The following is a 26,168-nucleotide window of genomic DNA, read 5'->3' on the forward strand; positions in this document are numbered from 1 at the left end:
CACGAGTTGTACAACCAGCAACCATCCATGCGCGAAGCGGGGTGTGACACAAAACGCACTCCCGACGCTGACAGGGATACGGGCTTGTCGCACGAGTCCGTGTCGGATGGCGGCCGGGGCCTCTCCTGTGGGGGGTGGCGGCCTCGGTCGCCTTCTCCGCATTTTCTTCCCCTTACACCTGGCCCACTCTTCTCGTCCGGGTGAAATCCTCGGCTCCATACGCCACGCGCGCCCCCGCGTCGATAGCGTTGCGGCACACCCCGAGACGTTCCGAGGAGCCCCACGCTGTCCACCCACCTCCCGGCCCAGGTCCGCGGCAGCTCGCTCGCCCGGTTCAACGCGGCTCCGGCCGAGGCCGCCGAGAGGGCACTGCTGCTCTGCTGCGGCAGCCATCGCTGGGCCCACCGGATGGCCGCACACCGACCGTACCCGGATCTGGGCGCGCTGCTGGCCGCGGCCGACGAAGCCTCGTACGACCTGTCCTCGGCGGATCTGAGCGAGGCCCTGGGCGCGGAGTACTCGGCGGAGCTCCACGAAGCGGCCCCGTACGCCGCCCATCTGGCGCTGGACGCGGCGCACGCGGAGTACGAGCGGAAGTTCGGCCACGCGTTCGTGATCTGCCTGGAGGGGCACCCGGCGGACGAGCGTCCGAACCAGGTGCTGGCCGAAATCCGGCGGCGGATGGGTCACGAGGTGGACGAGGAGCGGGCCGTCTCGGCCGACGAGCTGCGGCGACTCGCCCAAGCCCGGTTGGCCGCATTGGCCCGAATGTCTGAATTGCCGGACGCTGTACGCCCGGAATCACCCTGTTCGGCCTTGTGGGATAGCCCGTCCGTGCCTGTTTGATCACACCGATGGACCCCGCGCGAAGGAACCGACAACTCGTCGCTACGATGTCCGGGGCCGGTGGACCGTACCCGGCCGGGCCCGACCGACAACGAAGCCGGCTGGCCCCCGCCCCGCTTCCGGAGGGTTTTCCGTGCCGGCTGGAACGTTGTACCGCGGCCGGGAAGGAATGTGGTCCTGGGTGGCTCATCGAGTCACCGGCGTCCTCATCTTCTTCTTCCTGTTCGTACACGTCCTCGACACCGCTCTCGTCCGCGTCTCCCCCGAGGCGTACGACGATGTCGTGGCTACCTACAAGACTCCGATCGTTGCGCTGCTGGAGTACGGCCTCGTGGCCGCCATCCTCTTCCACGCGCTCAACGGTCTCCGTGTCATCGCAGTGGACTTCTGGTCCAAGGGCCCGCGCTACCAGAAGCAGATGCTCTGGACCGTCGTGGGCATCTGGGTCGTGCTGATGGCCGGGGCCGTGTACCCCGTGCTGGGTCACGCCGCTGAAGAACTGTTCGGGAAGTGACGCGCATGTCTTCTGACACTTCTGCTGCCCCCTCGATCGGCGACGTGGAGGGCGAGTCCCTCTACGACGTCGACAACCCGGCCCCTTACATCGAGGCCCCGCGCAAGCGCACCGCCAAGACGCCCAAGTCGACCCGCGGCAACTTCGAGATGGCCGCATGGCTCTTCATGCGCCTCTCGGGCATCGTCCTGGTCGTCCTGGTCATCACCCACCTGCTGATCCAGCTGGTGCTCGACGGCGGCGTCTCCAAGATCGGCTTCGCCTTCGTGGCCGGCCGCTGGGCCTCGCCGTTCTGGCAGGGCTGGGACCTGCTGATGCTGTGGCTGGCGATGCTGCACGGCGCGAACGGCCTGCGTACCGTCATCAACGACTACGCGGAGCGTGCGAACACGCGGCTGTGGCTGAAGGGCCTGCTCTACACCGCCACGGTGTTCACCATCCTTCTGGGCACGCTGGTGATCTTCACCTTCGACCCGAACATCCGCTAGGCAACGGGGCTGAGGCGACAAATCTCATGAAGATCCACAAGTACGACACCGTCATCGTCGGCGCCGGCGGCGCCGGCATGCGCGCCGCCATCGAGGCGACGAAGCGCAGCCGCACCGCCGTGCTGACGAAGCTGTACCCGACCCGCTCCCACACGGGCGCCGCGCAGGGCGGCATGGCCGCCGCGCTGGCGAACGTGGAGGAGGACAACTGGGAGTGGCACACCTTCGACACGGTCAAGGGCGGTGACTACCTGGTCGACCAGGACGCCGCCGAGATCCTGGCGAAGGAGGCCATCGACGCCGTCCTCGACCTGGAGAAGATGGGCCTGCCGTTCAACCGCACCCCGGACGGCACCATCGACCAGCGCCGCTTCGGCGGCCACTCGCGCAACCACGGCGAGGCCCCGGTCCGCCGGTCCTGCTACGCCGCGGACCGCACCGGCCACATGATCCTCCAGACGCTGTACCAGAACTGCGTCAAGGAGGGCGTGGAGTTCTTCAACGAGTTCTACGTCCTGGACCAGCTCATCGTCGAGGAAGACGGCGTCAAGAAGTCGGCCGGCGTGGTCGCGTACGAGCTCGCCACCGGCGAGATCCACGTGTTCCAGGCGAAGGCCGTCATCTACGCCTCCGGCGGCACCGGCAAGTTCTTCAAGGTGACCTCCAACGCGCACACCCTCACCGGTGACGGCCAGGCGGCCTGCTACCGGCGCGGTCTGCCGCTGGAGGACATGGAGTTCTTCCAGTTCCACCCGACGGGCATCTGGCGCATGGGCATCCTGCTGACGGAGGGCGCCCGTGGTGAGGGCGGCATCCTCCGCAACAAGGACGGCGAGCGCTTCATGGAGAAGTACGCGCCGGTCATGAAGGACCTCGCGTCCCGTGACGTGGTCTCGCGCTCCATCTACACCGAGATCCGCGAGGGCCGCGGCTGCGGTCCGGCCGGTGACCACGTGTACCTGGACCTGACCCACCTGCCGCCGGAGCAGCTGGACGCCAAGCTCCCGGACATCACCGAGTTCGCGCGCACCTACCTGGGCATCGAGCCGTACACGGACCCGATCCCGATCCAGCCCACCGCGCACTACGCCATGGGCGGCATCCCGACCAACGTCGAGGGTGAGGTCCTGTCGGACAACACCACCGTCGTCCCCGGCCTGTACGCGGCCGGCGAGGTCGCGTGCGTGTCGGTGCACGGCGCCAACCGCCTGGGCACCAACTCGCTGCTGGACATCAACGTGTTCGGCAAGCGCTCCGGTATCGCGGCGGCCAAGTACGCGGCCGAGAACGACTACGTCGAGCTGCCCGAGGACCCGGCGCAGCTGGTCGTCGACCAGGTCGAGCGGCTCCGCAACTCCACCGGCAACGAGCGGGTCGCCGACCTGCGCCTGGAGCTGCAGGAGACCATGGACGCCAACGTGATGGTGTTCCGTACCGAGCAGACCATCAAGACGGCGGTCGAGAAGATCGCGGAACTGCGCGAGCGCTACAAGAACGTGTCCGTGCAGGACAAGGGCAAGCGCTTCAACACGGACCTGCTGGAGGCCATCGAGCTGGGCAACCTGCTCGACCTGGCCGAGGTCATGGCCGTGTCGGCGCTGGCCCGCAAGGAGTCCCGCGGCGGTCACTACCGCGAGGACTACCCCAACCGCGACGACGTCAACTTCATGCGCCACACCATGGCGTACCGCGAGGTCGGAGCCGATGGCTCGGACTCGGTCCGGCTCGACTACAAGCCGGTCGTGACGACCCGCTACCAGCCGATGGAGCGTAAGTACTGATGGCTACCCCGACCCTGGACAAGATGGAGGCGGCGGCCGCGGCCTCCCCGTACATCACGGTCACCTTCCGGATCCGCCGCTTCAACCCCGAGATCTCGGACGAGGCGCAGTGGCAGGACTTCCAGATCGAGATCGACCCGAAGGAGCGCGTGCTCGACGGTCTCCACAAGATCAAGTGGGACCTGGACGGCACGCTGACCTTCCGCCGCTCGTGCGCGCACGGCATCTGCGGCTCCGACGCGATGCGGATCAACGGCAAGAACAGGCTCGCCTGCAAGACGCTGATCAAGGACATCAACCCGGAGAAGCCGATCACCGTCGAGGCCATCAAGGGCCTCACGGTGATGAAGGACCTCGTGGTCGACATGGAGCCCTTCTTCCAGGCCTACCGCGATGTCATGCCGTTCCTGGTCACCACGGGCAACGAGCCGACGCGCGAGCGTCTGCAGTCGGCCGAGGACCGCGAGCGCTTCGACGACACCACCAAGTGCATCCTGTGCGCCGCGTGCACGTCGTCCTGCCCGGTCTTCTGGAACGACGGCCAGTACTTCGGCCCGGCGGCGATCGTCAACGCGCACCGCTTCATCTTCGACTCGCGTGACGAGGCGGGCGAGCAGCGCCTGGAGATCCTGAACGACAAGGACGGCGTGTGGCGCTGCCGCACGACCTTCAACTGCACCGACGCGTGCCCCCGCGGCATCGAGGTCACCAAGGCGATCCAGGAAGTGAAGCGCGCGCTGATCACGCGCCGCTACTGATTCCCCGATCGGCAGCCTGATGAGGGGCCCGCCCCCGGAGACGACTCCGGGGGCGGGCCCCTCGGCTTCGTAGGGGTGGCCACAGGGGCACGTCGGGGGCATCCCCGATGGGCCGGAGATCGTCCGGGCGGAAGACTTGCGGGCATGACGAAGCCCTCGGTGAAATCGAACTCCCGCTCGGCCGCGACTCGCTCCGCCACGACCCGTTGGGCCGTCCTCGCAGCGGCCGGCGCGGCCTTGCTGGCGGTCACCGCCGGGGCACTGCCGGCCGGTGCGAGCGAGCTCGCCGGCGAGGCGCCCTTCCGGGCGACGGTCGACGCACAGGAACCCCTCGACCGGGCGGCCCTGCAGAAGGCGCTGGGTGAACTGCCGGACGGGGTGCTGACCGGCGCCACGGCGCGGGTCGGCGGCCGGGACGGCCGCTGGACCGGGACGGCGGGCCGCGTCTCCGCCTCCCCCGACGCCTCCTTCCGGATCGGCAGCATCACCAAGCTGTTCACCAGCACCGTCACCCTCCAGCTGGCCGCCGAGGGCAGACTGCGCCTGGACACCCCGGTCCAGCGGATCCTGCCGGGCACCCTCCCCGCCCACTGGCAGCCCATCACCGTCGAACAGCTGCTCAGCCACACCAGCGGGATGCCTCGCGCCGCCTGCTGGAACCCCCACACCGTCTACACCCCGGCCGAACTGGTGAAGACCGTCACCGAGTGCCCCGAGGCCGGGGAGCCCGCCACCGGGAAGGACATCACCCAGGTCTACAACGGGGTGAACTACTTCCTGCTCGGCATGGCCATCGAGAAGGTCACGCACCGCAGTTACGCCGAGGAGGTGCAGCGCCGCATCGCCCGCCCGCTCGGCCTGCGCCAGACGTACGTCCCCGCCCGGGGCGACACCTCCCTCCCCGAGCCCGCCCTCGCCGAGCTGCCGCCCGCCGACCCGTGGGCCTGGGCCGAAGGCGGGATGGTCTCCAACGCACCCGAGCTGGAGCGGTTCCTGAACAACCTGCTGCGCGGCCGGCTGCTGCCGCCCGCCCAGCAGCAGCTGCTGTTCGAGCTGCCCGCGCACCACGAACGCGGCTTCACCCGGGCTGGCGTGCAGTACGCCAAGCTGCCGGACGGCACCGAGGTCTACGGCAAGAGCGGCAGCTACGGCGGCTTCACCAGCGGGGTGTTCGCCACCCGCGACCGCAGCCGCAGCCTCGTCTACTCCGTCACCCCGGTGCCCGGTGCGCCCGAGCAGCAGATCATCGACCGCTACATGGGAATCGCGAGGGCTGCGTTCAGGCTCCGGCCGTAGGATCGGCTCCATGAGCGAGCAGCAGCCGAATCCGTACGCCAGCGACCCGAGCGGCCCGGCGGCCGGCCAGGGCGACTACAAGTGGGGCCCCGGCAACCCGAGTTACGGCTACCCGCAGCCCTATCCCGCCACCCCGCCGCCCTACCAGCCGACGATCGGCGGCCCCGGCCTCTCCTACCCCCCGGCCCCGGTCGCCGGCCCGGCCTTCGCCCCGGGCCCGGGCTTCTCCCTCGCCGACATCACCATCGTCGGGGACCAGATCATCACCCCCTCGGGCCCGATGCCGCTCAAGGGGGCGGTGTGGAACGCCACGGACTTCACCCGGACCGAGGAGAAGATCCCCGCCCACGCGATCGTGCTGGCGATCGTCTTCGCCCTCTTCTGCCTGATCGGCCTGCTCTTCCTGCTGATGAAGGAGCGGGTCACCACCGGATACGTCCAGGTGACGGTCAGCAGCGGCGGCCGCCACCACTCGGCGATGATCCCGGCGACCAACCCGACCGTGTTCCCGTGGGTGATGAACCAGCTCAACTACGCGCGCTCGCTCAGCATCTGAGGCGATATTCCCCGGCGGGTCCGGCGGTCCGGTGGCATGATCGCCGGATGATCGTTTCTCATGATGTGGACGGGCCGGCCGACGGCCCCGCCGTGGTGCTGCTGCATTCCTCCGTGTGCGACCGCCGGATGTGGGACGGGCAGTGGTCACCGCTCGTCGAAGCCGGACTCCGGGTGGTCCGGCTCGACTTCCGGACCTGCGGGGACTCCCCCGCGGCGACCGCGCCGTACAGCGACGAGGGCGACGTCCTCGCGCTGATGGACCGTCTCGGGATCGACCGGGCCGCCCTGGTCGGGTCCTCGTACGGCGGGCAGGTGGCCCTCCGGCTGGCAGCGCTGCACCCGGAGCGGGTGGAGCGGCTGGTGCTGCTCTGCCCCGCCATCCCGGGGTTTCAACCGACCCCGGACATAAGGGCGTTCTGGGAAGAGGAGGAGACCCGGCTGGAGGCCGGGGACCTGCGGGGGGCGGCCGAGGTGAACGTCCGGACCTGGGTCGGACCGGACGCGGACGACGCGGCCCGGGCGCTGGTCCGGGACATGCAGCTGCACAACTTCGAGGTCGGCCTGGCGGACGACGGGGACTTCGAACTGCCGGAGCCGGAGATCGACCTGGGCACGGTACGCGTCCCGGCCGCCGTCTACTCCGGCACGCACGACCTGCCCGGCTTCCGCGAGGCCTCCCGCACCCTGGCCGCACGGCTGCCGGATGTCACGTACACCGAGCTCCCCTGGGCCGGCCACCTTCCTGCTCTCGAACGTCCGGATGAGACAACGGAATTGATCCTGAGTCAGTTGCGATAACGCGTAGCGGGTCCGCGGCCCGTCCTGTCAGCCTGGTCCGATGGACCAGCGGGTGGGCATAGTCGAAGTGGTTGTGCCGGGGATGGGACTCGTGGACCGGCTGGAGGCGCTTCAGCCCTCCGGCGTCCGGCGGGTCAGCGGCGACGAACGCGCGGGGGTGTACCGGACGGCCGGGGTGCGGGAGCACGGCCCCGGGGTGGTGCGGGAGGTGTACGACTGGGCACGGCTGACCATCGGCGGGGCGACCCGCGCACTGTGGCTGTTCCTGCTGCCCTTTCTCCTGGTCAACCAGGTGGCCTGGATGCAGCCGTTCCGGCTGGGCCGGAGACGGGCCACCGCCCTGCACCGGTGGATCGCGCAGATGCTCGGCCTGTCACTGACGGTGCTGGCGGTGGCCGCGTTCGCGCAGGGGGCGATGGACCAGCTGGTGTGGCAGTGCGGGACCGGCGGACCGGCCGGCGGGGTGTGCAAGGAGTCCAACCCGCTGGTGCACTTCGTACGGCAGCACGGCACCAGCACCGGGATGCTGCTCGCCGCACTGGTACCGGTGATCGGCCTCGGATCGATGTCGTTCAGCGCCCGGGACGGGCGGCAGGAGTACCGGTCGGTGCGGCGGACGGCCGAGGTGACGGGTGACCCCTGGAAGGCGGTCAAACACGGGGAGAAGCCCTGGCGGCCGCTCGCCACGCCCCTGTTCTGGGAGTACAACTGGCGGGCCCGCGGGCTGGCGGCCCGCCACCTGTGTGCGGGAGTGCTGACGCTGGCCCTGCTGCTGACCGTGCCGGCGTACCGGAGCGGAGCGGGGGACGGGACGGCCTGGCTGCTGTTCGCGGTCATCGCCGCGGGAGCCGTGCTGGTGTCGGCCGGGTCCTGGTGGTGGCCCAAGCGGCTCGGAGAACGGGCGGTGGGGACCGGCTGCCTGCTGGCGCTGGCGGGTGCCGCGGCGTACTACCGGGGCTCGGGCGGGGAGCGGACCAGTCAGGTGATGCTGCCGGGCGTCGGCATGCTGACCGGGCTGCTGCTGCTCGGGCAGGCGGTGCTGCTGCTGGCGCTGGCCGCGCTGTGCCTGTGGACCCCGCGGGATCCGGCGGACCGGGTGCCGCTGCGCGGGCTGGCCGGGGTGGCGATGGGGGTACTCGCCTGCTTCAGCGCCTGGCTGTGCTCGACGGCCGTACTGCTGTGGACCCAGGACTGGCTGACCGCCGAACCGGAACGGCAGCGGGTGCAGTTACCGGCCGCGGTGGAGGCGAACGCGGCCGCGCTGCCGATCATCACCGTCTCGGCGGCCGGGCTGACCCTGCTGGCGATGGCGCTGCTGGCGGCCCGGCGGTCGTGGGCGGCCCGGCCGTGGCCGCGGACGGACGCCGAGAAGGAGGAGTACGAGGAGCGCCGCCACACCCTCGCGCTGGCGCAGGCCCGGGTCGGGGCGGACGGGGATCCGCCGAGCCTGCTGAAGCACGTGGACCACGGGCTGGCGGCGGCGGCCGCGCTGGTCGTGATCGTGCTCGGCGGGTTCGGGGCGATGACCTTCCACGACCCCGGCTACTTGTCCCTGCGGTACCAGGAGTTGATGGCGGACGGGCTGCGGCTGCTGACCTCGCTGGGCTCGTTCATGCTGGTGGCGCTGATCCTGGTGGTGCTGCTGGCGGCGCGGACCATCGTGCTGCGGGCCGAGTCCCGCCGGTACACCGGGATGATGTGGGCGTTCGGCGCGTTCTGGCCGCGGTCCGGGCATCCGTTCACGCCCGCGACCTGGACCGGGCGCGGGATACCGGAGTTCACGCACCGGCTGACGGCCCTGCTGGAGGGCCGGCCGGAGGCGCGGGTGCTGGTGCACGGGCATTCGATGGGCTCGATGATCACGGTGCTGGCGCTGTGGCAGGCGAAGCCCGAGTACCGGCCGCGGATCGCGCTGCTGACGACCGGGTGCCCGCTGACGAGCTTGTTCCGGCGGCACTATCCGGCGTACGTGACCGAGGAGGCGGTGGCGGAGCTGGCGGCCGGGGCTGCGGCCGGCGGACCGGACGGCCTGGCCGGCTGGGCGAACGTACGGCGGGACACGGACGTGCTGGCGGGGGCGGTCGGGCACGGGCTGGACCGGCCGAAGTGGCCGGACGGGGTGGATCCGACGGCTCCGCCGGGGGCCGCGGCGGAGCGCCGGGGGCCGGCCCAGCCGGTCTTCGAGCCGCTGCTGCGGCACGACTTCTACCGGACGGACCCGCGGATCGAGCCGGTCCGGGAAGAGCTGTTCGACCTTCTGCGGCGCACCTGACCCCCTTCGCTTGAACTTGTTCAAAAACAGCCCTACAGTCAGTCATGCCAAGCGTTTGAACACGTTCAAGGAGGCGGGGGGCATGGACCTCACCGTGGTCGCGTACGTCATCTATCTGCTCGTCAGCGTCGGCCTGACCATCTGGGTGGCGCGGACCCTGAGCCGCAACGGCCGGATCTTCATCGCCAGCGTGCTGCGGGGCGACGAGAAGCTCGCGGACGCCGTCAACCACCTGCTGGTGGTCGGCTTCTACCTGGTCAACCTGGGATTCGTCACCCTCTACCTGAAGGCCGCCGAGGCCGTGGCGGACGCCCGGACGCTCTTCGAGGCCCTCTCGGTCAAGCTCGGGGTGGTGCTGCTGGTCCTCGGCGTCATGCACCTCGGCAACGTCTGGGTGCTGAACAAGATCCGTCGCCGGAGCCTCATGGAGCGCGAGCAGACCCCGCCGGTCGCCCCGCAGGGCTGGGCCACCCCGGCCGGTGCCTAGGCCATGCGCACGGCCCGACCGGTCCACCGGCTGACCGTCCTGTACGACGCCGGATGCCCGCTCTGCGTGCACATCCGGCACTGGCTGCTCGGGCAGCGCTGGCTGGTCCCGCTCCGGCTGCTGCCCGCCGGGTCCGTCGAGGCCCGGCGGCTGTACCCGGGGCTGGACCACGCGGCAACCCTCCGCGAGATCACCGTGATCGGCGACAGCGGGCAGATCTGGACCGGAACCGACGCGTTCATCGTCTGCCTGTGGGCGCTCGTCGAACACCGGCCGAAGGCCAACTGGCTCGCCACCCCGGCGGGCCGTCCCTTCGCCCGCGCCACGATGCTGGCGGCCGCCGCATGGCGGGACGCCACCCGGCGCGGCGGCACCGGAGAAGCGGCGGCCTGTGACGAGCAGTGCCCCGCCCCCCGATAGGCTCGGACACCGTGACTGAACAGAAGGCCGCCAAGAGCGAACAGACCCGGACGCTCATCCTCGAAACCGCGCTCCGGCTCTTCCAGGAGCGCGGTTTCGACAAGACGACCATGCGGGCCATCGCCAAGGAGGCCGGCGTCTCGGTCGGAAACGCCTACTACTACTTCGAGTCCAAGGAACACCTGGTCCAGGGCTTCTACGACCGGATCGGCGCGGCCCACCAGGCCGCCGTCCGGCCCATCCTGGACCAGGAGACCGACCTCCAGACCCGGCTGACCGGCGTCCTCACCGCATGGCTGGACATCGCCGCCCCGTACCACGAGTTCGCGGCGCAGTTCTTCAAGAACGCGGCCGACCCCGAGAGTCCGCTCAGCCCCTTCTCCCCCGAGTCGGAGCCCGCGCGCAAGCAGGCGATCGACATGCACCGCGAGGTGCTGGCGGGCGCGAAGACCAAGGTCCCCGAGGAACTCGCCGACCTGCTGCCCGAGCTGATGTGGCTCTCGCAGATGGGCCTGGTGCTGTACTGGGTGTTCGACCGCTCCGAGAACAGCGAGAAGACCCGCAAACTCGCCCAGCGCGGAGCCCAGCTGACCACCCGCGGCATCGTCCTGGCCCGCTTCCGGGTCCTGCGCCCGCTGGTCCGCGAGGTCCACGAGCTGTTCACCGACTTCCTCCCGGGCATGGCCCAGACGGCGACCGCCCGGAAGGCATAGAAGTCCCGGGCGGTACCCGCGGCTCAGAGCCAGTCGAGCTCCCACAGGCGCCAGACGCCCGTGCCGTCCGAGAGGTGCTGGATCCCGGTGACGTCGTCGCGGGAGAGGACGTAGTCCTTCTTCTGCCAGATCGGCAGGACCGGGACCTGCGCCGCGACCAGGCGCTGCACCTCGCGGAAGTCGGCGGCCGCCTCACCCCGGTTGCCGAAGGACTGGGTGCGGGTGATGAGGCCCTGGACCGCCTTGTCGGAGAAGCCGTTGTTCATGCTGGAGTCGGCGCCGACCAGCGGGGCGGTGAAGTTGTCGGGGTCCGGGAAGTCGGCGATCCAGCCGATGGTGTACGCGCCGTACCTGCCCGCCGCGTAGCCCTCCTGGAAGTCCTTCCACTCCTTCACGGCCTCGGTCTTGACCTGGAACAGGCCCGAGGCCTCCAGCTGCTTCTTGATCTCGGCGGCCTCGGCCACATTGGCCCCGCGCACGTTGAAACCGAGGGTGAAGGAGACCGGTCCGTTGATCCCCGCGTCCTTGAGGATCTTCTTGGCGGCGGCGCCGCTGGGCTCCTGGTAGGCGTCGAAGAACGGCGTGCCGTGGCCGGTGATGCCCTGCGGGATCAGCGAGTACAGCGGCGTGACCGTGCCGCTGAACGTGCCCTTCGCCAGCCTCCCGCGGTCCAGCAGCGCGGCCACCGCCCGGCGCACGGCCGGCTGGGCCATGGGCGTGCCGGGCCGGACGTTGAAGACCATGTTCCGGATCTCCGTGCCGCCCGACTCCTGGTAACGGACGCCGTCCATGCCCGGGTTGAGCGCCGCCAGCACGGCCGGGGGGAGTTCGCGGTGGGCGACGTCGACCCGGCGGGACTCCCAGGCCCGGTTGAGCTCCTCGGACCCCTCGTAGTACCGGATGGTGACCGGGGCCCGGGCCGGCTTGGCCTCGCCCTTGTAGCCGGAGTTGGGCGTCAGCTCGGCGGCGATGCCGGGCCGGAAGGACTTCAGCGCGTACGGGCCGGAGCCGTCGATCGCATCGCCCTCGCGGAGCGCGTTCGCCGGGTACTTCTCCTTGTCGACGATCGCACCGGCCCCCGTCGCGATCTTGAAGGGGAAGGTGGCGTCGCGGGCGGACAGGTTGAAGGTGACCGTACGGCCCTCGGCCTTGACCGAGGTGAGGGTGTTCAGCAGCGACGCCGGCCCCTGGGCCGAGTTGATGGTCTTGATCCGGTCGAAGGAGAACTTCACGTCCTCGGCGGTGACCTCACGGCCACCCGTGAACTTCAGCCCGGGACGCAGCTCGCACCGGTAGGTGGTGAGCTTCTGTCCGATGAACTCGCAGGAGCTCGCCGCGTCCGGGACCGGGGTCTGGGAGCCGAGCTTCACGGTCAGCAGCGACTGGTAGAGGTTGCTGTACAGCGCCCACGAGCCGGCGTCGTAGGCGCCGGCCGGGTCCAGTGACGAGGCGACGTCGGTGGTGCCGACCTCGATGGCGCCCTTGCCCCCACCGCCGGACGGCAGCAGCTGCCACGTCGCGACCCCCGCGACGGCCAGCACCACGCCGGCCGCGATCACCTTGGAACGGACCGACCGCACCGTGACTCTCCCCCTTGTTGTCCGATGTTGTCCGATTAACGGTCACCCAATCACGGAAAAATCCGGGACGGAAGGGTGTTTCGCTACCGGGTGGGGGGAGTTATGCCTGGTATGAGGCGAGTTCGACCACGGTGATATCGGACGGTGCCCCCACCCTCACCGGCGGTCCCCACGCGCCGGCGCCGCGGGACACGTACAACTGGGTGTCGCCGTAGCGTTCGAGACCGGCCAGGGTGGGATTGGCGAGCTCGGCGAGGTAGTTCCCGGGCCAGAGCTGGCCGCCGTGGGTGTGGCCGGACAGCTGGAGGTCCACCCCGTGGGCGACGGCGTCGTGGATGACCACGGGCTGGTGCGCGAGGAGTACGGCGGTCCGCGCGCGGTCCCGGTCCCCCAGGGCCCGGGCGAAGTCCGGGCCTTGGCCCTCGCGCTCCCCGGCGATGTCGTTGACCCCGGCCAGGTCGAAGTGGGGCAGCTCCCGGCGGGCGTTCTCCAGCGGGTGCAGGCCGAGCTCGCGGACGTGGTCCACCCACTGCTGCGCCCCCGAGAAGTACTCGTGGTTGCCGGTGACGAAGTACGCGCCGTGCCGGGCGCGGAGCCGGGCGAGGGGTTCGGCGGCGGGCCCCAGGTTCTCGACCGAGCCGTCCACGAGATCGCCGACGATCGCGATCAGGTCGGGCTGGGTGCGGTTGATGGTCTCGACGATGCGCTCGCTGTGGGCGCGGCCCAGGATCGGGCCGAGGTGGATGTCGCTGACCACGGCCACCCGGAAGCCGTGGGCCGCGCGGGGGAGCTTGGCGAGGGGGACGGTGATGCGTTTGACGCGGGGGCCGCGGAGGACGGAGTGGGTGCCGTGGGCGAGGGTGGCGGTGGTGGTGGCGAGGGCTGCTGCGGCGAGGGTTCGGGCCACGAAGGTGCGCCGGGTCAGCCCCCGCGGGGTGGCGGCTCCGGCCGCTGCCGGCTCGGCGGTGTCGCCTGTTGCCGGAGCCGGGTCGGGGGCCGTAACGGCGACGTCGCCCTCGGCCGGAGCCGGGTCGATGGCCGTGGCGGAGCCCTGCGGGGCCAGTTCCCCACCCCGCCCCTTCCCGAAACCGGGCTCTGCCCGGACCCGGTCCTCAAGCGCCGGACGGGCTGGGAGGTCGGGCTCCGCCCGGACCCGCGCCTCAAACGCCGGCGGGGCTGGATCGGTAAGCGCCGGCGGGGCTGAGGGTGCCTCCGTGGACGGGTGGCGGCGGAGCCAGAGGGCGCGGATGGGTTCGGTCAGGAGCATGGACAGGGTCAGGTAGAGCAGCGCGGCCAGCCAGAGGAAGCCCGGCCAGGCGACGGTCTGCTGGAGCCAGAACGGGGCCCCCGCCCGCTCCGAGACCAGCGCCGCCACCGCCAGCAGCGGCAGCGCCCACGCGGCGGCCGTCAGGGTCCTGCGGGTCCGGGAGCCGGGCGTCGTGGTGTCACGGACCAGCCGGATCCACAGCCAGCGGTGGACCAGGAAGAGCAGCGCGAAGACGGCCAGCGCGACCAGGGCGACGACCACGACGGTCATCGGGGCCCGCCGTCACGTGATTCACGACGCAGTGCCCGCACTCCGCGCAACCCGATCCACCCGACCGCCGTCCCCAGGAGAAACGACGTGATCGCGAGGATCAGGTGGACCCAGAAGTACCCGGTGGGATCGCCCGCGTCGTCGAAGGCCAGGCCGCTGCTGTCCTTCCACAGGTTCCGGACGAAGGTCACCCAGATGAACCAGCTCCACACGCCGAACGCGAGCAGGAACCAGGAGGCGACGCGGCCAAGTCTCATGTCCTCAGTATCCGACCCGTACCCAGGACGGACGCGTCGGGGTGGGCTGTCCCGGCAGTGGTTGCGGCTTGTTGGCCCAACCGCGCAGGCAGACCGACAAAAGGAAGGTAATTTCACCATCGTGTCTGCCAAAAAGACCGCACTCATGGTCATGTCCGCCGCGCTGCTGCTCCCCTGCATGCTCGCGGCCCCCGTGCACGCCGACGACCCCAAGCCGGGCGGCAAGCCCCCGACGAAGGTTCCCGCGAAGGCTGCGGCGCCGCCCGCCCAGATGTCCACCGTCGGCGGGGCCCGGCTCGGTCAGCCGGGTACGCAGGTCAACCTGCTGCCGGGCGCGCCCGCGCTGCCGACCAATCTGACCGGCCGGTCGTGGATCATCGCGGATGCCGAGACGGGCGAGGTGCTGGCCTCGCACAACGCGCACTGGCGGCTCCCCCCGGCCTCGACCCTGAAGATGCTCTTCGCGGACACGGTGCTGCCCACTCTGCCCAAGGACAAGGTGCACAACGTCAGCTACGAGGACACCGAGGACGTCGGCCCGGGCAGCAGCACGGTCGGCATCAAGGAGGGCATGGACTACACCGTCCACGACCTGTGGCTCGGGGTGTTCCTCCGTTCCGGCAACGACGCCGTGCACGTCCTCTCCGCGATGAACGGCGGGATCGACAAGACGGTCAAGGACATGCAGGCGCACGCCGAGGAACTCCAGGCGCTGGACACGCACGTGGTGACCCCGGACGGCTACGACGCCCCCGGCCAGGTCTCCAGCGCCTACGACCTGACCCTGTTCGCCCGCTCGGGCATGCAGAAGAAGGACTTCCGGGAGTACGCGGGCACGGCGACGGCGAAGTTCCCCGGTCTCCAGAAGGCGGGCCGGCCGCGCGAGACCTTCGAGATCCAGAACACCAACCGGCTGATGACCGGCGCGGCCGGGCTCGCCCCGTACAAGGGCATCGCCGGGGTGAAGAACGGCACCACCAGCATGGCGGGCTCCACCTTCACCGGCGTCGCCCAGCGCGGCGACAAGAAGCTGCTGGTCACGGTGATGAACCCGAGCGCGGGCGGCGGCAACGCCGTCTACCAGGAGACGGCCTCGCTCTTCGACTGGGGCTTCGCGGCGACCGGGAAGGTCAAGCCCGTGGGCGAGCTGGTGCCGCCGAAGAGCATGGACACCGGCCCGCACGGCTCTCCCGCCCAGTCCCACGAGAACACCCAGGCCGCGGCCGGGCAGGAGTCCGGCGGCTTCGGCACCGCCCTCGCCGTCACCGGCGGCGCGCTCACGGTGCTGGCCGGCGGGAGCATCGTGGTCAATCGGCGCTGGCCGCGCCGTCCGCGCGGCCCGCGGGCCGGCGGTCGCCCTCAGGAGTGAATTCGGCGGTGCCCTTCTCGGGCTGCTCGCCGTCGGCGGCCGTGCCGGCGGCGGTGCCGGTGGCGGTCCAGGACGCGCAGAACAGCAGCAGCTTCGCGGTGAAGCTGATCCACAGCAGCAGGGCGATGGGCACGCCGAAGGCCCCGTACATGCTCTTCGCCGCGACCCCCCGCATGTAGCCGCTGAGCAGCAGCTTCAGCAGCTCGAAGCCCGCCGCGCCGATGAGCGCCGCCTGGAGCAGGCGGCGCCGCGGCGGCTGCACCCCGGGCAGCAGCGTGAGCACGTACAGCAGGAGCAGGAAGGCGGCGAGCACGCCGACCGCGAAGGCGCCGACCCGCAGCAGGACGCCGCCGACGCCGTGCTCCGGGATGCCCAGCCAGTCGCCGAACCGGCCGACGGCGGTGGAGCCGAGGATCGAGGCGACCGCGGAGGCCAGTCCGGCCCCGCCCAGGCCGAGCAGGACGAGGGCGTCCTTGCCCTTGCGGGCGAAGGGGTTCCCCTCGTCCTCGTCGTCCTTGTCCCAGACCGCGCGCAGGCAGTCCCGCATCGAGCCGACCCAGCCGATGCCGGTGAAGAGCAGGACGGCACCGGCCACCAGCCCGATGGTGGCCGCGTTGTCGACCAGGGCGCCGAGGTTCAGCTGCTCGGAGATCCCCGGCACCTGTTCGGCGAGGCTGTCCTCCAGCTTCTTCAGCTGGTCGGGGGTGAGCAGGGCGGCTCCGACCGCCGCGGCGACGGTGATCAGCGGGAACAGCGCCAGGAAGCTGATGAAGGTGATGGCGGCGGCGAGTCTGGTCCAGTGCACGCGGTCGAGGCGCTCGTACGAATGCCACAGGTGGGTGCCCATCAGCCAGGTCACCAGGGGCCCGATCACCGGGAGCTTCTTCAGCCAGTCCATGCGGTCACCGTAATTGAGCCGTCGGAAATAGCCGGGATTGCCGCTTTTGGGCGCTACGGTCGTCCACTGTGACTTTTCGCCCGATGCACGTACTGGTTCTGCGCCGACTCCGCTTCCTGGCCCTGCGCGCGCTCCCTCAGGAGCGCCGTACGGTCGGCTCGTCGACCGGGGAGCCGAGCTGCGCCGGGACGCCCGTCGGGCCGGTCCCGAACGGGTACTCGCGCAGCTTGCGCCAGACCCCGTCGGAGCCCTGCTCGTAGAGGGCGAAGCTTTCGCAGACCCAGTCGGCCGCATAGTCGGCCAGGTCGGCGTAGGCCAGGTCCATCGCCTCTTCGGAGATCCCGTGGGCGACGGTGACGTGCGGGTGGTACGGGAAGGCCAGCTCGCGGCGGAGCGGCCCGTCGGGGTCGCGGACCTGGCCCTGGAGCCGGGTGCAGCCCGCACCGCCCTCGACGACCTGGACGAAGACCACCGGGGAGACCGGCCGGAAGGTGCCCGTGCCGGCCAGCCGCATCAGGAACGGGCGGAAGGCCGCCGCGACCTCGGCAAGGTGGGCCCGGATCTCCGGGAGCCGGTCCGCCTCCACCTCGGTGGGCGGGAGCAGGGTGACGTGCGTGGGGATGCCGTGCGCGGCGGCGTCCCCGAAGCCGGCCCGCCGCTGCTGGAGCTGGCTGCCGTACGGCTCCGGGACCGCGATCGAAACGCCGAGCGTTACGGTCCCCACGTCTGTCTCCTCGTGTCTGTGTGATGCCTGTGGCCCGAGTGTGCCGACCCCAGTGTGGGGCCGGCACCCCTCTCACGGCCAGCGTCCGGAAATCGTTCAGTGCTTCGCAGGGAGGAAGCCCAGGTGGTCGTAGGCCTGCGCGAGGGTCTCCGCGGCGACCGCGCGCGCCTTCTCCGCGCCCCTGGCCAGCACTGCGTCCAGTTCCGCCGGGTCGTCCAGGTACTCCTGGGTGCGCTGCTTGAACGGTGTGACGAAATCGACCATCACGGCGGCGAGGTCGGTCTTCAGCGCGCCGTAGCCCTTGCCCTCGTACTTCTCCTCCAGGACGGGGATGGCCGTACCCGTGAGGGTGGAGTAGATGGTGAGCAGGTTGCTGACGCCGGGCTTGTTCTCCGTGTCGTAGCGGATCACGGTGTCGGTGTCGGTGACCGCGCTCTTGATCTTCTTCTCGGTGACCTTGGGCTCGTCGAGGAGGTTGACCAGGCCCTTGGGGCTGGAGGCGGACTTCGACATCTTGATCGCCGGGTCCTGGAGGTCGTAGATCTTGGCGACCTCCTTGACGATGTACGGCGCGGGGAGGGTGAAGGTCTGGCCGAAGCGCTGGTTGAAGCGCTCGGCGAGGTCGCGGGTCAGCTCGATGTGCTGGCGCTGGTCCTCGCCGACGGGGACGGCGTTCGCCTGGTACAGCAGGATGTCGGCGACCTGCAGGATCGGGTAGGTGAACAGGCCGACGGTGGCGTTGTTGACGCCGCCCTTGGCGGACTTGTCCTTGAACTGGGTCATCCGGCTGGCCTCGCCGAACCCGGTGATGCAGTTCATGACCCAGCCGAGCTGCGCGTGCTCGGGCACGTGGCTCTGGACGAAGAGGGTGCAGCGCTCGGGGTCGAGCCCGGCGGCGAGGAGCTGCGCGGCGGAGAGCCGGGTGTTCTGCCGGAGGGCGGCGGGCTCCTGCGGCATGGTGATCGCGTGCAGGTCGACGACCATGTAGAAGGCGTCGTGCGTCTCCTGCAGGGCGACGTACTGGCGGATGGCTCCGAGGTAGTTCCCGAGGTGGAACGAACCGGAGGTGGGCTGGATACCGGAGAGCGCGCGAGGACGATCAGAGGCCATGGCCCCATTCTCTCAGGTGCGGAGGGCCGCTCGGGCCCTGCGCCGACCGGAAGGGCGCAGCCGTGGCGCCCGGCCCCGGACGGGCTGAGAGTCCCGCCGCGCGGGCTGGGTTGCCGCAGGCAACTCCAGCCCGCTCCGGCGTTCGAGGCGCGGGGGTCCGGGGGCAGCGCCCCCGGCAACGGCGCCGCGCGGGGCCGTTGCCGGGAGGGCAAATCCAGCCCCGCCGGCATTTGAGGCGCGGGGTCCGGGGCAGTGCCCCGGGACGGCGGGCCGCAGGGCTACGACAGGGGGAGCCCCGGGGCCGGGAAGGCGGACAGGAGGTCGGCGACCTCCGCGCGGATCGCGGACAGGGCCGGCTCGTCGGATGCGGCGGCCGCGGACACCGCGCGGTCGATCCAGTCCGCCACCTGCGGCATGTGCTCCGCGGTCAGCCCGCGGGACGTCAGCGACGGCGTGCCGATCCGCACCCCCGACGGGTCGAACGGCTTGCGCGGGTCGAACGGAACCGTGTTGTAGTTCACCACGATCCCCGCCCGGTCCAGCGCCTTCGCCGCCACCTTCCCCGGCACCTCCTTCCCCGTCAGGTCCATCAGGATCAGGTGGTTGTCCGTACCCCCGGACACCAGGTCGAAGCCCCGCTCCAGCAGCGCCGCGGCCAGCGCCTTCGCGTTGGCCACCACCGCGTGCGCGTACGACACGAAGGAGGGCTGGGCCGCCTCGTGCAGCGCCACCGCGATCCCCGCCGTCGTCTGGTTGTGCGGGCCGCCCTGGAGCCCCGGGAAGACCGCCTTGTCGATGGCCTTCGCGTGCTCCTCCCGGCACATCAGCATCGCGCCGCGCGGGCCCCGCAGGGTCTTGTGGGTGGTCGTCGACACCACGTCCACGTGCGGCACCGGCGAGGGGTGCGCCCCGCCCGCGATCAGGCCGGCGATGTGGGCGACGTCCGCGACCAGGACCGACCCGGCCTCCTTCGCGATCGACGCGAACGCCTCGAAGTCGATCGTGCGCGGCAGGGCGGTCCCACCACAGAAGATGATCTTCGGGCGTTCGGCGAGTGCCAGCTCCCGGACCTCGTCGTAGTCGATCAGTCCGGTGTCCGGGCGGACCCCGTACTGCACGCCCCGGAACCAGGATCCCGTCGCCGAAACCCCCCACCCGTGTGTCAGGTGCCCGCCCATCGGCAGTGCCATCCCCATCACCGTGTCCCCAGGCTGCGCGAAGGCCAGGTACACCGCCAGGTTCGCCGGGGAGCCGGAGTACGGCTGCACGTTCGCGTGGTCCACCCCGAACAGACCCTTGGCCCGCTCGACGGCGAGGGCCTCGATCCGGTCGATGTTCTGCTGGCCCTCGTAGTAGCGGCGGCCGGGGTAGCCCTCGCTGTACTTGTTCTGCAGGACCGTCCCGGAGGCCTCCAGCACGGCCGCGGAGACGTAGTTCTCACTGGGGATCAGGCGCAGGGTGTCCGCCTGCAGCCGCTCCTCGGCGACGACGAGGGACGCGAGCTCGGGGTCGGTGGCGAGCAGGGCGGGATGGCGCGCGGTCATGGCGGCTCCTCCGGGGTCGATGTCGGTTCGTACCCCGCGAGGCCCAGGCGAGCGGCCCTGTGTGCGGACATGCGCGCACGACTCCCCCGGAGTTGGTTCTCCGTACGCCAGTCGCCGTGCGTACCGCACACCTTATCGGCCCCGACACCCGGACGCTTTCCCCGTCAGCGGCGAGGAGCGACGATAGATATTGACGCCACCCACGTCACAGGCCAGGACGGACGAAACGGAGACCCCGTGTCGACAACTGCTGATGCCATCCGCTCCGCCGACGCGCACAGCGCGCACAACTATCACCCGCTCCCCGTCGTCGTCAGCTCGGCCGAGGGCGCCTGGATGACGGACGTCGAGGGTCGGCGGTACCTCGACATGCTCGCCGGCTACTCGGCCCTCAACTTCGGTCACGGCAACCGCCGGCTGATCGACGCCGCCAAGGCGCAGCTGGACCGGGTGACCCTCACCTCGCGCGCCTTCCACCACGTCCGGTTCGCCGACTTCTGCACGCAGCTCGCCGAGCTGTGCGGCAAGGAGATGGTGCTGCCGATGAACACGGGCGCGGAGGCCGTCGAGACGGCCGTGAAGACCGCCAGAAAGTGGGGGTACGAGGTCAAGGGCGTGCCGGACGGGCACGCGAAGATCGTGGTCGCCGCGGACAACTTCCACGGCCGGACCACCACCATCGTGTCCTTCTCCACGGATCACGAGGCCCGCGACCACTACGGGCCCTACACGCCCGGGTTCGAGATCGTGCCGTACGGGGACCTGACCGCGCTGGCCGCGGCCGTCACCGAGAACACGGTGGCGGTGCTGCTGGAGCCGATCCAGGGCGAGGCAGGGGTGCTGGTGCCGCCGGCCGGCTACCTGCGCGGCGTACGGGAGTTGACGCGCGAGCGGAACGTGCTGTTCATGGCGGACGAGATCCAGTCGGGCCTCGGACGCACCGGGAAGACCTTCGCCTGCGAGCACGAGGGGGTCGTCCCCGACGTCTACATCCTGGGGAAGGCGCTGGGCGGCGGCGTGGTGCCGGTGTCCGCGGTGGTCGCCGACCGGGACGTCCTCGGGGTGTTCCGGCCCGGCGAGCACGGCTCCACCTTCGGCGGCAACCCGCTGGCCTGCGCGGTCGCCCTGGAGGTCATCGCGATGCTGCGCACCGGCGAGTACCAGCAGCGGGCCGCCGAGCTGGGCGACCACCTGCACGCGGAGCTCGGCCTGATGGTGGGCGCGGGCGCGGTGACCGCCGTACGAGGGCGGGGCCTGTGGGCGGGCGTGGACGTCGATCCGGCGCACGGCACCGGGCGGGAGATCTCGGAACGGCTGATGGAGCGCGGGGTGCTGGTGAAGGACACCCACGGCTCCACCATCCGGATCGCGCCGCCGCTGGTGATCAGCAAGGAGGACCTCGACTGGGGCCTGGACCAGCTGCGGGCCGTACTGAACCCCTGACCCCGGCGTACGGGCCGCTCCTGCAGGGGCCTGGGGGCCGGGAGCCGGTCCCGCCGGGCCCCTACAGGATGACGTGGGGCAGGAAGCGCGCGTACTCGTCCGTGATCAGGCCGGAGGACTCGCGGATGCCGAGCCCCGCCGCCTCGTCCTCGACGACCCATGCGCCGAGCACCACCCGGTTGCCGTCGAAGTCGGGCAGCGGGGCGAGGGCCTGGTAGCAGTACCTCTCCCCGTCCTGCGGCACGAACGGCACCCCGTCCGGGCCCGGCTCGTGGACCGTGACCCCCGCGCCCTCGCGGCCGAGCAGCGGCTTGGCCACGTACCCGCCGTCCTCGGCGAGCTCCCGCGGGCCGTCGAGGTAGGCGGGCAGCAGGTTCGGGTGCTCGGGGAACAGCTCCCAGAGCACCGCCAGCAGCGCCTTGTTGGAGAGCAGCATCTTCCACACCGGCTCGATCCAGCAGGTGGTGCCGGTGCCGCCGCCGGTGTCCAGGGTGTGGAGGACCTGCGGGGCGAACGGGTCGGTGGCCAGCCACTCCCACGGGTAGAGCTTGAAGCAGCTGCGGATGAAGCGGAGCTTCTCGTCCACGAACCGGCCGGACAGCCCGTCCCAGCCGATCTTCTCGACGGAGAGGGCGTGCGTCTCGATGCCGGCCTGGTCGGCGGTCTCCTGGAGGTAGGCGACCGTCATCAGGTCCTCGCCGAGCTCGTCTGCCTCGGAGTGCGCGAAGTGCAGCGGGCCGGGCGGGAGCAGTTCGGCCTGGCGGCGCCAGGCGTCGACGAGGCGCTCGTGGAGGGAGTTCCACTGGTCGGCGCCGGGGAAGCGCTCCTCCATCCAGAACCACTGCGGGCTCGCCGCCTCCACCAGGGAGGTCGGGGTGTCCGCGTTGTACTCCAGCATCTTCGCCGGGCCGGTGCCGTCGTAGCGCAGGTCGAACCGGCCGTAGAGGGAGGGCTGCTCGGCGCGTCGGCGCCAGGACTCCACGACCCGGTCGCGGAGCAGGGGATCGGTGATCCCGAGGTCGGCGAGACGGTCGTTGTCCACGATGTGCGCGGCCGCGGCCAGGCACATCGCGTGCAGCTCCTCGACGACGTCCTCCAGCGCCTCCACCTCGGGGAGGCTGAAGGAGTAGTAGGCGCTCTCGTCCCAGTAGGGGCGCAGGGAGTCGTCCGGGTAGCGGGTGAGCGGGTAGATGAGCCCCTGCTCCTCGACGGTCTTCTGCCAGTCGGGGCGGGGCTCGATGGTGTGCCGCTTCATGCCGGTGCTCAGCCGCCGCTGGAGGAGGAGCCGCCGCCGATGCCGCCGCGCTTGACGGCGCTCTTGTCGAAGCTGCCGCCGGTCACCTTGTTGGCGGTGGTGACGCTGCCGCCGTAGTAGTAGGAGCCGCGGCCGCTCTTCTTGCACTCCTCCATGGAGTACTGGTCCAGCGTGACGCGGTCCGCGCAGCGCCGGTCGGGTTCGTCGCTGCTGCCGCAGGCGACCAGGGTCGCCGCGAGCAGGCCCATTCCGCCGAGGGCGACGCCGCCGGAACGCATGCGTCGCCGAGTACTGGTGCTGCTGTCCATGTTCGTGCTCCCCCTGACGGTGGCGTGCTGCGGACAGACTAGAGGCGGCTGCGGGGGGTATGGAATCCGGCCGCCTCATCACCGCTGCACTACAGTCTGTTTGTGCTGATTGGGATGGTTTGCGCGCTGGGTGCGGCCCTGCATTTCGGTACGGCCTCGGTGCTTCAGGCCGTCGCGGCACGGGCTGCGGCACAGGCTGCGGGCGGGCCTTCCACCGGATCGGGGGTGGACGCGCGGCTGTTCCTGCGGGCGGTGCGGCAGTGGCGGTATCTGCTCGGTCTGGCGCTCGACGGAGTCGGGTTCGTCCTCCAGATCATCGCGCTGCGGCACATCCCGATCTCGGAGGGCTACGGCAAGGTGGAGGAGAGGGCGGCGAGGGTGGGGGTCCAGGCGCTGTCCGGCGGGGTGCCGTAGCCGACCACCAGGGCGTCCCGGGCCGGCATCACCGCATCGGGGTGCCGGAACCCCGACAGGCCGTCCAGGGCCAGACTGTGCCAGGCCGCGGCCTGCAGGACGGCCCGCTCGGTCCCCGCCGGCAGGTCCAGCACCGCATGCAGCCCTGCCGCGATCCCCGAGACCGCGACCCGCCCTCCCACCGCCGCCACCAGCTGGTCCCTCCGCCGCCGGTACCGCAACCGCATCCCGCGCACGTGCCGGTCGTACGCCCCGGAGGTGATGAACTGCGCCAGCGTCAGCTGCTCCAGCGCGCTCGACGTCCAGTCCACCCGCCCCCGGGCCGCCAGGACCTCGTCGAGCAGGCCGGGCGGAACCACCATCCAGCCCAGCCTCAGCCCCGGCGCCAGGGACTTGCTGGCCGTGCCCAGGTAGACCACCCGGTCGGGGTCCAGGCTCTGCAGCGCGCCCACCGGCTGCCGGTCGTAGCGGAACTCCCCGTCGTAGTCGTCCTCCAGGATCACCCCGCCCGAGGCCCGCGCCCAGTCCACCGCCGCCGCCCGCCGCTCCGGGGTCAGCGCGACCCCGGTCGGGAACTGGTGCGCCGGGGTCAGCAGGACCGCCCCGGCGGCCAGACCCGACAGGTCCGGGGTGCGCGCACCCGCCGCGTCCAGCAGCAGCGGCCGGGTCCGCAGCCCTTCCGCCGTCAGCAGGTCCCGATGGACGTCCAGGCTGTACGACTCGACCGCCACCTCCCGCACCCGGCGCCTGCGCAGCACCCGCGCCATCAGCATCAGCCCCTGCACGAACCCCGCGCACAGCACGATCCGCTCCGGGTCCGCGTACACGCCGCGGGCCCGCGCCAGGTACCCGGCGAGTGCCTCCCGCAGTTCCACCCGCCCGCGCGGATCCCCGTACCCGAAGGCCTCGTTGGGCGCGTCCGTCAGGGCCCGGCGGGCCGCCGTCAGCCAGGCCGCGCGCGGGAAGCCGCCCAGGTCCGGGGAGCCTGGCAGCAGGCTGTACGCGGCCCGGCCCTGCCGGGTGGGAGGCCGTACCGCCGGCGCCGCCGCGGCCTTGCGGGGCCGGGCGCGCGGGGCGACCCGGGTGCCGGAGCCCTGCCGGGCCGTCAGCCAGCCCTCGGCGACCAGCTCGGCGTACGCCTCGGCGACCGTGTTCCGCGCGATGCCCAGGTCGGCGGCGAGGGACCGGGAGGAGGGCAGCCGCGCCCCGGGGGCCAGCCGGCCCCCGCGCACGGCCTCCCGCAGCGCCTCGGCGAGGCCCGCCTTCAGGCCGCGCCCGGGGGCCGGTTCCACATGCAGATCGGCACCGACGTCGGCCGAATTGGCCCAGGATTCCGTCATGGATATGGACCATAGCGGCGGACGGTCCACCGCCTACGGTGGGATCCATGGACAAGATCTACGCAGCCGAACACCCCGCCCGCATGCAGTGGCACCAGCTCGCCCCCGAGGTCTACAAGGCGATGGTGGCCCTGGAGATCGCCGCCCGTAAGGGCCTGGACCCGGTCCTCGTCGAACTCGTCAAGATCCGCGCCTCGCAGCTCAACCACTGCGCGTTCTGCATCGACATGCACACCAAGGACGCCATCGCCGCCGGCGAGACCGTCGAGCGGATCGTCCAGCTCGGCGCCTGGGCCGAGTCCCGGCACTTCTACACCGAGAAGGAACTGGCGGCGATCGAGTTCACCGAGGCCGTCACCCTCCTGACCGAGGGTTTCGTCCCGGACGAGGTGTACGCGAAGGCCGCGAAGCAGTTCGAGGAGGCCGAACTGGCCCAGCTGATCGCCGTGATCGCGACGATCAACGCCTGGAACCGCTTCGCGGTGACCACCCGCTCGGTGCCGGGGCACTACACCCCGGGCATGTTCAAGTACTGAGCCGGAAGGCCTCCAGCGCCGCCGCCAGGTTCCCCTGGGTACGGGTCCACTCGCCGGCCGGGCCGGCGGCCAGCACCGCCCACTTGCCGCCGCCCGGCATGACGAGGACCCGTTCCACGCCGCGCCGCCTGCCCTTGGACTCCGCGCTGTCGTACTCGTAGACGAGTTCGGCGGCGCCGGAGCCGTCCGGGAGCGTGCCGACCCGGATCTCCGTGTAGGCGGGGGTCTCCTTGCGCAGGCCCTCCGAGGCGGCCTTGACCGCGTCGAGCGGGCTGAGCTCGGCCTCGGTGACCGGGAACAGCTGGAGCAGCGCGGTCCGGTCCGGCGAGCGGTAGAACACGCCGTTGCGCGTCTCCTCGCGGTTCCATCCGCGGGGGACGGCGACCGTGAAGCCCTCGGGGTCGCTGACCACCTGGTGGTCGGAGGAGGTGGAAGCGGAAGCCGAAGCGGAGGGCGCGTCGGAAGACGAGTCGTCGGAGGGTGAGGGGGACTCCGGGTTTCCGGCCTCTTCCGACGGGGAGGCGGACGGGGACGGGGACGGCGGCCCGGTCGGCGCGGCCGTGAGGGTCTCCGACCCGTGCACCTCCGGCTTCGGCGTGTCGTCCCGCTGTACGAACCACACGGCTGCCGCGCCCAGGGCGACGGCCGCCACCGCGATCCCCGCCGTCGCCGGGGTCAGCCAGGAGCCGCGCGTACGGGGGTCGCGAGGCGGGCCGGGGCTGGCCGGCACCGGCGGGCCCGGCGGGCCCGGCGGCAGGGGCGGCGGAACCGGCGGCCCCGGCGGCATCGGCGGAGGCGTGATCCCGGAAGGCGGTGGAGCCGGAGCCGGGACGGTCGGCAGCGGGGCCGGCTGCGCGGGCGGCTCGTGCTGGACCCAGCGCTGCGTGTTCGGGTCCCAGCGGAGTTCGGAGGGGGCCATCCG

26 protein-coding genes, 1 pseudogene and 1 riboswitch are annotated in these 26,168 nt (G+C 71.3%); of the genes and pseudogenes, 16 read left to right on the top strand and 11 right to left on the bottom strand.

From position 1 onward, the window contains the following. Positions 1-285: 285 nt before the first annotated feature. The 12 genes from AB0447_RS24240 (at position 286) to AB0447_RS24295 (ending at position 10,931) form a co-directional block, all read left to right on the top strand. Entirely contained in the window at positions 286-846 is a 561-nt protein-coding gene (locus AB0447_RS24240; RefSeq protein WP_366478864.1) for a 2-oxo-4-hydroxy-4-carboxy-5-ureidoimidazoline decarboxylase, read from the top strand. A 133-nt stretch (positions 847-979) separates the two neighbouring features. Next, positions 980-1,360, top strand: a complete 381-nt coding sequence (sdhC, locus tag AB0447_RS24245; RefSeq protein ID WP_366478820.1) for a succinate dehydrogenase, cytochrome b556 subunit — start codon at positions 980-982, stop codon at positions 1,358-1,360. A gap of 5 nt (positions 1,361-1,365) precedes the next feature. Continuing rightward, positions 1,366-1,848 (top strand): succinate dehydrogenase hydrophobic membrane anchor subunit, encoded by a 483-nt coding sequence (locus tag AB0447_RS24250; protein WP_366478821.1) that lies wholly within the window; start codon positions 1,366-1,368, stop codon positions 1,846-1,848. Between the two features lie 26 nt (positions 1,849-1,874). Next, complete coding sequence (sdhA, locus tag AB0447_RS24255; RefSeq protein WP_366478822.1) at positions 1,875-3,629, top strand: succinate dehydrogenase flavoprotein subunit; 1,755 nt, start codon at positions 1,875-1,877, stop codon at positions 3,627-3,629. Further along, the gene (locus AB0447_RS24260) at positions 3,629-4,387 is read left to right on the top strand and encodes a succinate dehydrogenase iron-sulfur subunit (protein WP_366478823.1); all 759 of its coding nucleotides are present in this window, start codon (positions 3,629-3,631) and stop codon (positions 4,385-4,387) included. The genes sdhA and AB0447_RS24260 overlap by 1 nt, the downstream gene beginning before the upstream one ends. A gap of 144 nt (positions 4,388-4,531) precedes the next feature. Then, complete coding sequence (locus tag AB0447_RS24265; RefSeq protein WP_366478824.1) at positions 4,532-5,683, top strand: serine hydrolase domain-containing protein; 1,152 nt, start codon at positions 4,532-4,534, stop codon at positions 5,681-5,683. A gap of 10 nt (positions 5,684-5,693) precedes the next feature. Then, positions 5,694-6,239, top strand: a complete 546-nt coding sequence (locus AB0447_RS24270; RefSeq protein WP_366478826.1) for a hypothetical protein — start codon at positions 5,694-5,696, stop codon at positions 6,237-6,239. A 47-nt stretch (positions 6,240-6,286) separates the two neighbouring features. After that, positions 6,287-7,039 (top strand): alpha/beta hydrolase, encoded by a 753-nt coding sequence (locus AB0447_RS24275; protein WP_366478827.1) that lies wholly within the window; start codon positions 6,287-6,289, stop codon positions 7,037-7,039. Positions 7,040-7,079: 40 nt separating this feature from the next. Further along, positions 7,080-9,311 (top strand): hypothetical protein, encoded by a 2,232-nt coding sequence (locus tag AB0447_RS24280; protein ID WP_366478829.1) that lies wholly within the window; start codon positions 7,080-7,082, stop codon positions 9,309-9,311. An 82-nt stretch (positions 9,312-9,393) separates the two neighbouring features. After that, positions 9,394-9,798, top strand: a complete 405-nt coding sequence (locus AB0447_RS24285; RefSeq protein WP_366478831.1) for a hypothetical protein — start codon at positions 9,394-9,396, stop codon at positions 9,796-9,798. 3 nt (positions 9,799-9,801) lie between these two features. After that, positions 9,802-10,218, top strand: a complete 417-nt coding sequence (locus tag AB0447_RS24290; RefSeq protein ID WP_366478832.1) for a DCC1-like thiol-disulfide oxidoreductase family protein — start codon at positions 9,802-9,804, stop codon at positions 10,216-10,218. A gap of 11 nt (positions 10,219-10,229) precedes the next feature. Beyond that, a complete protein-coding gene (locus AB0447_RS24295; RefSeq protein WP_366478833.1) occupies positions 10,230-10,931 on the top strand; it encodes a TetR family transcriptional regulator in 702 nt (233 codons plus the stop codon). 23 nt (positions 10,932-10,954) lie between these two features. Here the strand turns inward: AB0447_RS24295 and AB0447_RS24300 are convergent, their stop codons facing one another. The 3 genes from AB0447_RS24300 to AB0447_RS24310 form a co-directional block, all read right to left on the bottom strand. Next, on the bottom strand, positions 10,955-12,511 hold the full coding sequence (locus tag AB0447_RS24300; RefSeq protein WP_366478834.1) for an ABC transporter substrate-binding protein: 1,557 nt from the start codon (positions 12,509-12,511) through the stop codon (positions 10,955-10,957). Between the two features lie 100 nt (positions 12,512-12,611). Next, entirely contained in the window at positions 12,612-14,048 is a 1,437-nt protein-coding gene (locus AB0447_RS24305; RefSeq protein WP_366478835.1) for a metallophosphoesterase, read from the bottom strand. After that, positions 14,045-14,305 (bottom strand): hypothetical protein, encoded by a 261-nt coding sequence (locus AB0447_RS24310; RefSeq protein ID WP_366478836.1) that lies wholly within the window; start codon positions 14,303-14,305, stop codon positions 14,045-14,047. The genes AB0447_RS24305 and AB0447_RS24310 overlap by 4 nt, the downstream gene beginning before the upstream one ends. 118 nt (positions 14,306-14,423) lie before the next feature. Between AB0447_RS24310 and AB0447_RS24315 the strand changes: the two genes are divergently transcribed. Next, entirely contained in the window at positions 14,424-15,674 is a 1,251-nt protein-coding gene (locus AB0447_RS24315; protein WP_366478865.1) for a D-alanyl-D-alanine carboxypeptidase, read from the top strand. Here AB0447_RS24315 and AB0447_RS24320 read toward each other — a convergent pair. From AB0447_RS24320 to glyA, 4 genes are all read right to left on the bottom strand, one after another. Continuing rightward, positions 15,613-16,572, bottom strand: coding sequence for a YihY/virulence factor BrkB family protein (locus AB0447_RS24320; protein ID WP_366478837.1), 960 nt, complete (start codon positions 16,570-16,572; stop codon positions 15,613-15,615). The two genes, AB0447_RS24315 and AB0447_RS24320, sit on opposite strands and share 62 nt — an antisense overlap. A 136-nt stretch (positions 16,573-16,708) precedes the next feature. Continuing rightward, the gene (locus tag AB0447_RS24325) at positions 16,709-17,296 is read right to left on the bottom strand and encodes a 2'-5' RNA ligase family protein (RefSeq protein WP_366478838.1); all 588 of its coding nucleotides are present in this window, start codon (positions 17,294-17,296) and stop codon (positions 16,709-16,711) included. A gap of 96 nt (positions 17,297-17,392) precedes the next feature. Further along, positions 17,393-18,406 carry a tryptophan--tRNA ligase gene (gene trpS, locus AB0447_RS24330; protein WP_366478839.1) on the bottom strand — a complete coding sequence of 338 codons (1,014 nt, stop codon included), beginning with the start codon at positions 18,404-18,406 and terminating at the stop codon, positions 17,393-17,395. A 278-nt stretch (positions 18,407-18,684) separates the two neighbouring features. Further along, a complete protein-coding gene (glyA, locus tag AB0447_RS24335; protein WP_366478840.1) occupies positions 18,685-19,950 on the bottom strand; it encodes a serine hydroxymethyltransferase in 1,266 nt (421 codons plus the stop codon). Between the two features lie 34 nt (positions 19,951-19,984). After that, positions 19,985-20,075: riboswitch (ZMP/ZTP riboswitch) on the bottom strand. Positions 20,076-20,187: 112 nt separating this feature from the next. Between glyA and rocD the strand changes: the two genes are divergently transcribed. Continuing rightward, positions 20,188-21,393 (top strand): ornithine--oxo-acid transaminase, encoded by a 1,206-nt coding sequence (gene rocD / locus AB0447_RS24340; RefSeq protein WP_366478841.1) that lies wholly within the window; start codon positions 20,188-20,190, stop codon positions 21,391-21,393. Positions 21,394-21,454: 61 nt separating this feature from the next. On the opposite strand, the gene AB0447_RS24345 is transcribed toward rocD, so the two are convergent. Both AB0447_RS24345 and AB0447_RS24350 read right to left on the bottom strand, forming a co-directional pair. Further along, positions 21,455-22,648, bottom strand: a complete 1,194-nt coding sequence (locus AB0447_RS24345) for a glutathionylspermidine synthase family protein (protein ID WP_366478842.1) — start codon at positions 22,646-22,648, stop codon at positions 21,455-21,457. Between the two features lie 8 nt (positions 22,649-22,656). After that, a complete protein-coding gene (locus tag AB0447_RS24350; protein ID WP_366478843.1) occupies positions 22,657-22,956 on the bottom strand; it encodes a hypothetical protein in 300 nt (99 codons plus the stop codon). 114 nt (positions 22,957-23,070) lie between these two features. On the opposite strand from AB0447_RS24350, the pseudogene AB0447_RS24355 reads away from it, so the two are divergent. Further along, positions 23,071-23,295, top strand: a pseudogene (locus AB0447_RS24355) (hypothetical protein); the annotation flags it as partial. Positions 23,296-23,303: 8 nt separating this feature from the next. On the opposite strand, the gene AB0447_RS24360 reads toward AB0447_RS24355, so the two are convergent. Further along, positions 23,304-24,710 (bottom strand): PLP-dependent aminotransferase family protein, encoded by a 1,407-nt coding sequence (locus tag AB0447_RS24360; RefSeq protein WP_366478844.1) that lies wholly within the window; start codon positions 24,708-24,710, stop codon positions 23,304-23,306. Positions 24,711-24,757: 47 nt separating this feature from the next. On the opposite strand from AB0447_RS24360, the gene AB0447_RS24365 reads away from it, so the two are divergent. After that, entirely contained in the window at positions 24,758-25,246 is a 489-nt protein-coding gene (locus AB0447_RS24365; RefSeq protein ID WP_366478845.1) for a carboxymuconolactone decarboxylase family protein, read from the top strand. On the opposite strand, the gene AB0447_RS24370 is transcribed toward AB0447_RS24365, so the two are convergent. After that, positions 25,236-26,165 (bottom strand): hypothetical protein, encoded by a 930-nt coding sequence (locus tag AB0447_RS24370; protein ID WP_366478846.1) that lies wholly within the window; start codon positions 26,163-26,165, stop codon positions 25,236-25,238. The two genes, AB0447_RS24365 and AB0447_RS24370, sit on opposite strands and share 11 nt — an antisense overlap. Positions 26,166-26,168 lie beyond the last annotated feature (3 nt).

This window comes from Streptomyces sp. NPDC051211 (assembly GCF_040689505.1).
In the GTDB taxonomy this organism is placed as follows: domain Bacteria; phylum Actinomycetota; class Actinomycetes; order Streptomycetales; family Streptomycetaceae; genus Streptomyces.

What these genes read in the sequence shown, in the direction of transcription:
- AB0447_RS24250 (WP_366478821.1), top strand. Translation starts at nt 1,366, where the DNA reads ATGTCTTCTGACACTTCTGCTGCCCCCTCGATCGGCGACGTGGAGGGC.
- AB0447_RS24260 (WP_366478823.1), top strand. Translation starts at nt 3,629, where the DNA reads ATGGCTACCCCGACCCTGGACAAGATGGAGGCGGCGGCCGCGGCCTCC.
- AB0447_RS24275 (WP_366478827.1), top strand. Translation starts at nt 6,287, where the DNA reads ATGATCGTTTCTCATGATGTGGACGGGCCGGCCGACGGCCCCGCCGTG.
- AB0447_RS24360 (WP_366478844.1), bottom strand. Translation starts at nt 24,710, where the DNA reads ATGACGGAATCCTGGGCCAATTCGGCCGACGTCGGTGCCGATCTGCAT.
- AB0447_RS24310 (WP_366478836.1), bottom strand. Translation starts at nt 14,305, where the DNA reads ATGAGACTTGGCCGCGTCGCCTCCTGGTTCCTGCTCGCGTTCGGCGTG.
- sdhA (WP_366478822.1), top strand. Translation starts at nt 1,875, where the DNA reads ATGAAGATCCACAAGTACGACACCGTCATCGTCGGCGCCGGCGGCGCC.
- AB0447_RS24365 (WP_366478845.1), top strand. Translation starts at nt 24,758, where the DNA reads ATGGACAAGATCTACGCAGCCGAACACCCCGCCCGCATGCAGTGGCAC.
- AB0447_RS24350 (WP_366478843.1), bottom strand. Translation starts at nt 22,956, where the DNA reads ATGGACAGCAGCACCAGTACTCGGCGACGCATGCGTTCCGGCGGCGTC.
- AB0447_RS24265 (WP_366478824.1), top strand. Translation starts at nt 4,532, where the DNA reads ATGACGAAGCCCTCGGTGAAATCGAACTCCCGCTCGGCCGCGACTCGC.
- trpS (WP_366478839.1), bottom strand. Translation starts at nt 18,406, where the DNA reads ATGGCCTCTGATCGTCCTCGCGCGCTCTCCGGTATCCAGCCCACCTCC.
- AB0447_RS24285 (WP_366478831.1), top strand. Translation starts at nt 9,394, where the DNA reads ATGGACCTCACCGTGGTCGCGTACGTCATCTATCTGCTCGTCAGCGTC.
- AB0447_RS24305 (WP_366478835.1), bottom strand. Translation starts at nt 14,048, where the DNA reads ATGACCGTCGTGGTCGTCGCCCTGGTCGCGCTGGCCGTCTTCGCGCTG.
- AB0447_RS24345 (WP_366478842.1), bottom strand. Translation starts at nt 22,648, where the DNA reads ATGAAGCGGCACACCATCGAGCCCCGCCCCGACTGGCAGAAGACCGTC.
- AB0447_RS24320 (WP_366478837.1), bottom strand. Translation starts at nt 16,572, where the DNA reads ATGGACTGGCTGAAGAAGCTCCCGGTGATCGGGCCCCTGGTGACCTGG.
- AB0447_RS24290 (WP_366478832.1), top strand. Translation starts at nt 9,802, where the DNA reads ATGCGCACGGCCCGACCGGTCCACCGGCTGACCGTCCTGTACGACGCC.
- glyA (WP_366478840.1), bottom strand. Translation starts at nt 19,950, where the DNA reads ATGACCGCGCGCCATCCCGCCCTGCTCGCCACCGACCCCGAGCTCGCG.
- AB0447_RS24280 (WP_366478829.1), top strand. Translation starts at nt 7,080, where the DNA reads ATGGACCAGCGGGTGGGCATAGTCGAAGTGGTTGTGCCGGGGATGGGA.
- AB0447_RS24270 (WP_366478826.1), top strand. Translation starts at nt 5,694, where the DNA reads ATGAGCGAGCAGCAGCCGAATCCGTACGCCAGCGACCCGAGCGGCCCG.
- AB0447_RS24370 (WP_366478846.1), bottom strand. Translation starts at nt 26,165, where the DNA reads ATGGCCCCCTCCGAACTCCGCTGGGACCCGAACACGCAGCGCTGGGTC.